We start from the raw sequence: 8,578 nt of genomic DNA, 5'->3' as shown, positions 1-8,578 counted from the left end.
GCTCAAGAACCTCGCGGATCTCCTCGTGCGGGAGCCGCTTTCCGGAACCTCCGGTATCGGCCACACACGCTGGGCCACCCATGGCGGCGTCACCGAGACGAATGCCCATCCGCACATCGTCGATGGCGTGGTTGTCGTCCACAACGGCATCATCGAGAATTTCCGTGCCCTGAAGGATGAGCTTGCCGCGGAGGGCGTGGTCTTCACCACCCAGACCGATACGGAGGTCGTGGCCCAGCTTCTGGCGCGCGCGCTGAAGCATGGGCTGGCGCCGCGCGAGGCGGTGCGCCAGGTGCTGGCCCGCCTCGAGGGCGCCTTCGCGCTGGCGATCCTGTTCAAGGGCGAGGATGACCTGATGATCGGCGCCAGGAACGGCCCGCCGCTTGCCGTGGGTCATGGCCAGGGTGAAATGTTCCTGGGCAGCGATGCCATCGCACTCTCGCCCTTCACCAACCGCATCACCTATCTCGAGGACGGCGACTGGGTGGTGCTCACCCACGGCAGCATGGAGATCTTCGATGCGGACGGCCAAAAGGTCACCCGCCCGATGAGCTTCAGCCAGGCCTCCGCCATGCTGATTGACAAGGGCAACCACCGTCATTTCATGGCAAAGGAAATCGCCGAGCAGCCGGAGGTGATCGGGCACACGCTGGCCGAATACGTCGACTTCGCGGAGCGCACGATCCGCGTGCCGGAGAAGCTACCGTTTGACTTCGCCACGCTCGACCGCATCACCATCACCGCCTGCGGCACCGCCTCCTATGCGGGCCTCACTGCAAAATACTGGTTCGAGCGCGTGGCGCGGCTGCCGGTCGAGGTCGATATCGCGTCTGAATTCCGTTACCGCGAGGCGCCGCTGCCGAAGAACGGCCTCGCCATCGTCATCTCGCAATCGGGAGAGACGGCAGACACGCTTGCCGCTCTGCGTTACTGCAAGGCGCAGGGCCAGCACACGCTGGCGATTGTCAACGTGCCGGAGTCGACCATCGCGCGGGAGAGCGAGGTGGTGTTCCGCACCTTTGCAGGGCCTGAAATCGGGGTCGCCTCCACCAAGGCCTTCACCTGCCAGCTCACCGCACTGGCCTGCCTCGCGATCCTTGCGGGAAAGCAGCGCGGCACGATCAGCCCGGATCAGGAAAGGGAGCTGGTGGGCGCGCTCATCATGGCGCCCCGCTACATGGCCGAGATCCTCAAGGAAGAGCGACACATCGCGGACGTCGCGCGAGACATTGCCACCGCGCGGGACGTGCTTTTCCTCGGGCGGGGCATCAACTTTCCCATCGCTCTCGAAGGCGCGCTGAAGCTGAAAGAGATCTCCTACATCCACGCGGAGGGCTATGCGGCCGGAGAGCTCAAGCACGGCCCGATCGCCCTCATCGATGAGAACGTGCCCGTCATCGTCATAGCCCCCCATGACGATCTCTATGAGAAGACCATCTCCAACATGGAAGAGGTCGCAGCACGCGGCGGCAAGATCATTCTGATCACTGACGACCAGGGCATGAAGGGCAATGGCGAGCGCGCCTTCCGCTCGATCCGCGTGCCGAAGGCGCATCCCTTCATCAGCCCATTGCTCTATGCGGTGCCCGTGCAGCTTCTCGCCTATCACGCGGCGGTCATCATCGGCACCGATGTCGACCAGCCGCGGAACCTCGCGAAATCCGTCACCGTGGAGTAACCGGCGCCGCCTTCCTTCACGCGCGCTCGATCGGCTCCAATGGCAGGCCGGGTTCGGCGGCAGATGCGCCTTGCCCGTCCGGATGCGTTGCGCCGCCTTGGCCCTTCACCTTCTCCCGCGTCCACTGGAACACGACATAGAGCAGCGGGATCAGGAAGATGCCGATGATCGCGGCGCCCAGCATGCCGCCGAACACGGCGGTACCCACGCCACGGCGGCTCAACATGCCCGCACCTTCGGCCACCACCAGCGGAATGAGGCCCGCGATGAAGGCGAAACTCGTCATCATCACCGCGCGGAAGCGCTCCTTTGCGCCGGAGGTTGCGGCTTCGAGGATGCTCAAGCCCTTGCGCCTGGCCTCCATCGCGAATTCCACGATGAGGATGCCGTTCTTCGCCGCAAGCGCGATCAGCACCACGAGTCCGATCTGGGCATAAAGGTTGTTGTCGAGGCCGGAGACCTTCACCGCATACATCGCCCCCATCACGCCCGCCGAGACGGACAGCAGAACGGCGATGGGAATGCTCCAGCTCTCGTAGAGCCCGACGAGGAAGAGATAGGCGAAGAGCACGGCGAGGCCCAGGATCATGGCCGTCTTGCCGCTCGCCTCCTTCTCCTGCAGCGCCGTGCCGGTCCATTCATAGCCGAAGCCCTGGGGCAGGGAGGCCGCCGCCACCCGCTCCATCGCCGCGATGGCATCGCCCGAGCTGAAGCCCGGCGCGGGGCCGCCGTTGATGGTGGCGCTGCGCACATTGTTGAAGCGGATGACCGATTGCGGCCCGAGGATCAGCCGCGCTTCGGCAAAGGCCTTGAGAGACACCATCTCGCCGTTCTTGTTGCGCACCGATATGGCGTAGATGTCATCGATGCGGCTGCGGTTTGCCGCCTCGCCCTGCACGACAACCTGCCAAGTGCGGCCGAACAGGTTGAAGTCGTTGACATAGGCGCCGCCCAGCACCGCCTGCAGCGTCGAGAACACGTCGCCTAAGTCGAGGCCCAGCGTCTGCACCTTGTCGCGGTCGATGTCGAGGTAGAGCTGCGGCGTGTTCGCCGCGAAGGTGGTGAAGACGCGCGCCAGTTCCGGGCTCTGATTTGCGGCGAAGACGAGACCGCGTGCCACGGCGGCGAGATCGGTGGCGGACGCCCCAGCGAAGCTCTGCAGCTGGAACTCGAAGCCGCTGCCAGTGCCAAGGCCGATGATCGGCGGCAGGTTGTAGAAGATCACATTGGCACGCTTGATGGTCCGCGCCTGCGCCGTGAGCTTGGCGATCAGCGCATTGGCGGAGAGTTCGGGCGCGGTGCGCTGTGCAAAGGGATCAAGCGTCAGGGCGAACAGCGCCGCATTCGACTTCACCTGCCCATCCAGCATGCTGTAGCCGACGACGCTCATGGCGCCTGCAACGCCTGGCGTGCTGCGCGCAATGTCTTCAACCTGGCGCGCCACCTCTGCCGTCACGTTGACGGAGGAGCCCTCCGGCAGCACGACTTCGCCGAAAATCGCCCCCTGGTCCTCGGCGGGCAGGAAGCCCGTGGGCGTGGTCTTGAACAGCCAGCCGGTCACGGGGAAGATCACAGCAAGGGCCACAAGCCCGATCACCGCCAGGCGCACCAGCCGCCGGACGATCGCGGCATAGCCGTCGCGCGTCCAGTTGATGCCGGCCAGCACCTGGCGCATGGGAAAGCGCTTGGGCCCGTGGCTGTGCTTCAGCAGCACGCCGCAGAGCGCGGGCGACAGGGTCAGCGCATTGATCGCCGAGATGATCATCGACACGGTAACAACCACCGCGAACTGCTTGAACAGCTCACCCGAGATACCGGGAATGAAGGCCACCGGCACGAAGACCGACATCAGCACCAGCGTGATGGCGATGATCGGGGCCGTGATCTCGCCCATGGCCCGCCTTGCGGCCTCAGCCGGGGAGAGGGTTGGATCCTCCTCCATCTTCGCCTCGACGGCCTCGACCACCACGATCGCATCGTCGACCACGATGCCGATCGCCAGCACGAGTGCGAGAAGGGAGACGGTGTTGGCGGAGAAGCCCAGCGCCATCATCACGGCGAAGGTGCCGATCAGCGAAACCGGAACCGCGATCAGCGGAATGATGGTGGCCCTGACGTTGCCTAAGAACAGGAACACCACGACGACGACGAGCAGGAACGCCTCGAGCAGTGTCTTCACCACCTCGTGGATGCTTTCCTCCACGAATTGCGTGGTGTCATAGGTAATCCGGTAGCCCATGCCCTCGGGAAACTGCGCCTTCGCCTCCTCGAGAACCTGGCGCACCGCGTCCGCGCTGGCGATGGCATTGCCGCCGGGCGCCTGGTAGATGCCGAGCACCGCTGCGGACGACCCGTCATAGCGCCCTTGCGTCTCGAGCAGCCTTGCACCCAGTTCCACCCGCGCCACGTCCTTCAGCCGCACGAAGGAGCCGCCCTCGGTGGCGCGCACCACCACATTGCCGAATTCCTCGGCCGAGGTCAGGCGCCCCTGCGCCTGGATGGAGAGCTGGTAGGCCTGGTCGGGCAGGGCCGGCTGTGCGCCGATGCGGCCGATCGCGGCCTGCACATTCTGCTTCTTCAGCGCATTCACGATGTCGGCCGGCGTCATCTGATAGTCGACCAAGCGGTCGGGATCGAGCCAGATGCGCATCGAGTAGTCAGTGGGGGTGAGCAGGCTCACATCGCCCACGCCCTTCACGCGCTTCATCCGGTCGAGCAGGTTGATGGTGACGTAATTCGACAGGAAGAGCTGGTCGTGCTCCGGCTTCTCCGAGGTGAAGGCGATGAGCTGCAGGATGGCGGAGGACTTCTTCACCACATTGACGCCCTGCGTGCGCACCTCCTGGGGCAGCTGGGCTTCCGCCAGCTTCACGCGGTTCTGGACGTTCACCGTGTTGATGTCCGGGTCAGTGCCGACGGCGAAGGTGATGGTGAGGGTGTAGCTCCCGTCATTGCCGCTGGTCGACTTCATGTAGAGCATGTTGTCGACGCCCACGACGCGGGACTCGATCGGCTGGCCGACGGTTGATTCCACCGTCTCCGCGCTGGCGCCGGCATAGCTTGCCGTCACCGAGACTTGCGGCGGCACGATGTTGGGGAACTGCGCCACCGGGATCTGGGTCATCGCCACCAGTCCCGCAATAGTGATGACGAGCGAGATGACGACGGCGAGCCTTGGCCTGTCGATAAAGATGCCAGACAGCATGGATCAGGCCTCCGGCTTGATTTCGGTCGCCTCGACGGTCTGTCCGGGTCTTACCTTTTGAACCCCCTCGATGACCACGCGGTCACCTTCGGCAAGGCCCTTGGCCACGGCAACCCCGTTTCCGGCCTGACTTGCGGCCTCAACGGGCCGCACCTCGATCTTGTTGTCGGCATTGACGATCAGCACGAAGGTTCCTGACTGGTTGATCTGAATGGCGCCCACCGGCACCACCAGCACCGGCTTGGCCGTGCTGGATTCGACCACGGCCGTCACCAGCTGTCCGTCCACCAGCACGCCGTCCGGGTTGGGGAAGCTGGCCCGCACATCGACGGCGTCCGTGCCGGTGTTCACCTGCACATCGACGAAGTCGACCTTGCCGGCTTGGTCGTAGCGCTTGTCCTTGCCGAGTTGCAGATAAACCGTCAGGTCGGCGATGCTGGCGCCGGAGGCGGCCTGCTCGCGCACCGCCAGAATGTCGCGCTGGCTCACGGGGAAGGTGACGCCGATCGGGTCCTGCGCCACGATCGTCGCCAGCGTGCCGCTGGCGGGGCTGACGAAGCTGCCCGCGGTCAGCAGCGACTTTCCGATCCGCCCGCTGATGGGCGCCTTGATTTCGGTATAGGAGAGCTGCAGCTTCGCCTGGGTCAGTTCGGCCTCGAGCTTGTCGAGGGATCCACGGGCCTCGTCGCGGGCTGCCCTTGCGTCGTCGAGCTTGGTCTGGGCCGCGGCATCGCGGGCCACCAGTGTCGTTTGCCGCTTCAGTTCGATTTCGGCGCGGTCATAGCGCGCCTGGCCGGTGGCAACCGCGCCCTCGGCGGAGGCAACCTTCGCCTCATAGGGCGCCTTCTCGATCACATAGAGGAGGTCGCCCGCCTTGACCTGCGCACCCTCGGCGAAATTCTGGGTGTCGAGAAATCCCTCGATGCGGGCGAGGAGGTCGACTTTCTGCAATGCCGTCACCCGGCCGCTGAAGCTGACGGAGGGCCGCAGGTCGCGGATCTCCGCCCGCACCACGGTCACCGCCACGGGGGGCGCCTGGGCTGCCGCCGGCTGCTTGGGCGCCTCGTCACATCCGGAGAGGAGAGGCGCGATCAGCAAAGCCACCACCAGTCCAAAACCACGCACCCAGAATGTCATCATATGCTCCGTTCAGGATTGGTCCTGGTAGTACCACGATATAGGAATAAAGTCAAGAAAAACCCGCGGTAAAACGCTGGGCACCGGTCCGGTATCATTCAGTGCTGCTGCAGGTCCCGCGGCCGGTAGGTCTTCCTCCGGCTGTCATAGCCCGCGAAATACTCCCGCACCTGCGGATGGCGCACCGGTTCGCCGGAATCATCAACCAGAAGGTTCTGTTCCGAAACGTAAGCCACGTATTCCGTTTCATCGTTCTCGGCCAGCAGGTGGTAGAAGGGCTGGTCCTTGCGCGGGCGGATTTCCTCGGGGATCGCGTTCCACCATTCCTCGGTGTTGTTGAACACCGGGTCGACATCGAAGATCACGCCACGGAATGAGAACAGCCGGTGGCGCACAACCTGACCGATGCCGAATTTTGCGTTCGCCGAGCTGACCATGACTATTGATTGCCAAGGCTTGCGCCAGAAGGCAAGAGCGTTTCAAACAGCTTCCAGAACTGCTGCCAAATGACCGAGATCATCAATCTGGCCTTGCCCTTCTTCGCGCTCATCCTGCTGGGCGTGATCGCGGCCCGGCATTGGGAGGTGGGTGAGCAGGGTCTGGCCTGGCTCAACATCTTCCTCGTCTATTTCGCGCTTCCCTCCTTGATTTTCCTCGTGGTTTCGGCTGCACCCTTCGAGCAGCTGGTGAATTGGCCTTTCGTCACCGCCACCAGCGCCGTCACCGTCTTCACCTTTGCGGCGATTGTGTCCCTGTCGCATCTGCTGCTGCGGACGGAACTCAAGACGGCCACCCTCCAGGGCACTTCCGGCAGCTACGGCAACGTCGGCTATATGGGCCTGCCGCTGGCGGTGGCCTTCTTCGGGCCGGAGGCGGCTGTTCCCGCCGCCCTCATCTTCTGCTTCGACTGCGCCATCCAGTTCGTGATGACGGCCTTCCTCGCCACCCTCGCGCAGGAGCGGGAGGAGAAAGCCCATTGGCGCGACGTGGCGCTGCGGATCGCCAGGCAGGTGGCAACCCACCCCTTCATCGTCGCAACAGCGGCCGGCGTCATCGGCTCGGCGCTCGGCATCCGGCCCCCGGGCGGGTTCGGCACCATCCTGACGATGCTGATGAACGCCGCGGGCCCAACCGCACTCTTCGCACTCGGCGTCACGGTCGGCATGCGGCGCTTTGCAGGCGTGGGGCCGGACCTGCTGCTCGTCACGGGCATGAAGGTGTTCGTGCAGCCGGTGCTTGCTCTTCTGGTGGTAGGCATGGTCCCCGGCACGCCGCCCCTCTGGCTGCACGTCGCGGTGATGATGGCCGCCCTGCCGACGGCCTCCAACGCCTTCATCCTCGCCAGCCAGTACCGCGCCTATGTCGAGGGCGCCTCGACGGCCGTGATCGTCACGACCACGCTTTCCGCCCTCACCATTCCCCTGATCGTCTATGCGATCGAGGTGGGCGCGCTGCCCTGATCCGCAGGCAAGGCAAGGCGCATCGCGCGCGGCAGACCGGCGGAGGGGGCCAGCCCATACTGCATCGCCGCGCGGCGCAGCGGCCCGAACTGCTGCAGCAGGCTGATCCCCGCCGCACGTCCCGCCTCCAGCGCAACGAAGCCCGACAGCAGCGAGCGGTTCATCATGTCGATCACCTGCTGGCGCGGCTGCACGTCCCGGCGGCGCAATGCATCGTACTTGGACAGCAGTGCGGCGTTGCCGGGGTCGTCCTCGCCCTCCATCAGGTCGGCGGCCTGGGCGGCATCGCGCAGAGACATGTTGAGGCCCTGCGCGCCAATGGGCGGCACCACATGGGCTGCCTCGCCGATCAGGATGATCCGGTTCTTCGCGAAATCGCGCGCCACCAGCCCCTGCATGGGAAACAGCTGGCGCCGGCCGATGCCGGAGACCCGGCCAAGAGCGCCATGCGTCCCGATCTGGATTTCAGCGGCAAGGTCATCGTCGGAGAGCGCCATCAGCTGGCCTGCGCGGTCTGGGCGCTCCATCCAGACGAGGGCGGAACGGTTGCCAGGCATCGGCACGGTGGTGAAGGGGCCTGCCTGACGGTGGTGCTCGGTCGAGATCCCGTCATGGGAACCGGTATGGGCGAAGCTGGTGGCGAGCGCTGTCTGCTCATAGGCCCAGCGGTTGGTGCGGATGCCCGCGGCCTCGCGGAGGACGGAATTCCGCCCATCTGCGGCGATGGCAACGCGCGCCTCGAGGCGGCGGCCATCCGTGGTGGTGACGCTCACCCCCCCGGACATCGGCTCAGCCCCCGCCGCATCGGCGTCGATGAGGTCGACGCCGAGTTCGCGGGCGCGCGCGAACAGCGCCGGAATGAGCAGGGCCAGCGGAAAGTTCCAGCCGAAGGCCTCCTCGCCCAGTTCCACCGGGTCGAAGGTGATGGTGGGCGCCTTGAACATCGCCCCCGTGTCATCGATGAGGCGGAGTTTGCGGAGCGGCTCGGTCCGGTCCTTCAACGTCCCCGGCCAGAGGCCCAGATGCGCGAGAAGCCTGATCGAGGGCTGCATCAGCGCCACCGTGCGCGGGTCGCTCGCGTCACCCTGTTGCCTTGCC

6 protein-coding genes are annotated in these 8,578 nt (G+C 65.3%); 2 read left to right on the top strand and 4 right to left on the bottom strand.

Annotation, left to right across the window (positions count from 1 at the left end; translation table 11 throughout):
* Positions 1-1,678: glutamine--fructose-6-phosphate transaminase (isomerizing) (gene glmS / locus ACILRA_RS15560; protein ID WP_395662992.1), on the top strand; the 1,678-nt coding region annotated here is incomplete at its 5' end.
* Between the two features lie 16 nt (positions 1,679-1,694).
* Here glmS and ACILRA_RS15555 read toward each other — a convergent pair.
* From ACILRA_RS15555 to hspQ, 3 genes are all read right to left on the bottom strand, one after another.
* Complete coding sequence (locus ACILRA_RS15555) at positions 1,695-4,883, bottom strand: efflux RND transporter permease subunit (protein ID WP_395662991.1); 3,189 nt, start codon at positions 4,881-4,883, stop codon at positions 1,695-1,697.
* 3 nt (positions 4,884-4,886) lie between these two features.
* The gene (locus ACILRA_RS15550; RefSeq protein WP_395662990.1) at positions 4,887-6,023 is read right to left on the bottom strand and encodes an efflux RND transporter periplasmic adaptor subunit; all 1,137 of its coding nucleotides are present in this window, start codon (positions 6,021-6,023) and stop codon (positions 4,887-4,889) included.
* A gap of 95 nt (positions 6,024-6,118) precedes the next feature.
* A complete protein-coding gene (gene hspQ, locus ACILRA_RS15545) occupies positions 6,119-6,457 on the bottom strand; it encodes a heat shock protein HspQ (RefSeq protein ID WP_395662989.1) in 339 nt (112 codons plus the stop codon).
* A 69-nt stretch (positions 6,458-6,526) separates the two neighbouring features.
* On the opposite strand from hspQ, the gene ACILRA_RS15540 reads away from it, so the two are divergent.
* Entirely contained in the window at positions 6,527-7,480 is a 954-nt protein-coding gene (locus ACILRA_RS15540) for an AEC family transporter (protein ID WP_395662988.1), read from the top strand.
* Here ACILRA_RS15540 and ACILRA_RS15535 read toward each other — a convergent pair.
* Positions 7,450-8,578: FAD-dependent monooxygenase (locus tag ACILRA_RS15535; RefSeq protein WP_395662987.1), on the bottom strand; the 1,129-nt coding region annotated here is incomplete at its 5' end. The two genes, ACILRA_RS15540 and ACILRA_RS15535, sit on opposite strands and share 31 nt — an antisense overlap.

Source organism: Aestuariivirga sp. (assembly GCF_044239095.1).
Lineage (GTDB): Bacteria > Pseudomonadota > Alphaproteobacteria > Rhizobiales > Aestuariivirgaceae > Aestuariivirga.
The sequence above is the reverse complement of the archived record's forward strand: the minus strand, read 5'-3'. Positions and strand labels throughout refer to the sequence as shown.

Coding starts and splice junctions, on each gene's coding strand:
- ACILRA_RS15555 (WP_395662991.1), bottom strand. CDS start 4,883: ATGCTGTCTGGCATCTTTATCGACAGGCCAAGGCTCGCCGTCGTCATC.
- ACILRA_RS15550 (WP_395662990.1), bottom strand. CDS start 6,023: ATGATGACATTCTGGGTGCGTGGTTTTGGACTGGTGGTGGCTTTGCTG.
- hspQ (WP_395662989.1), bottom strand. CDS start 6,457: ATGGTCAGCTCGGCGAACGCAAAATTCGGCATCGGTCAGGTTGTGCGC.
- ACILRA_RS15540 (WP_395662988.1), top strand. CDS start 6,527: ATGACCGAGATCATCAATCTGGCCTTGCCCTTCTTCGCGCTCATCCTG.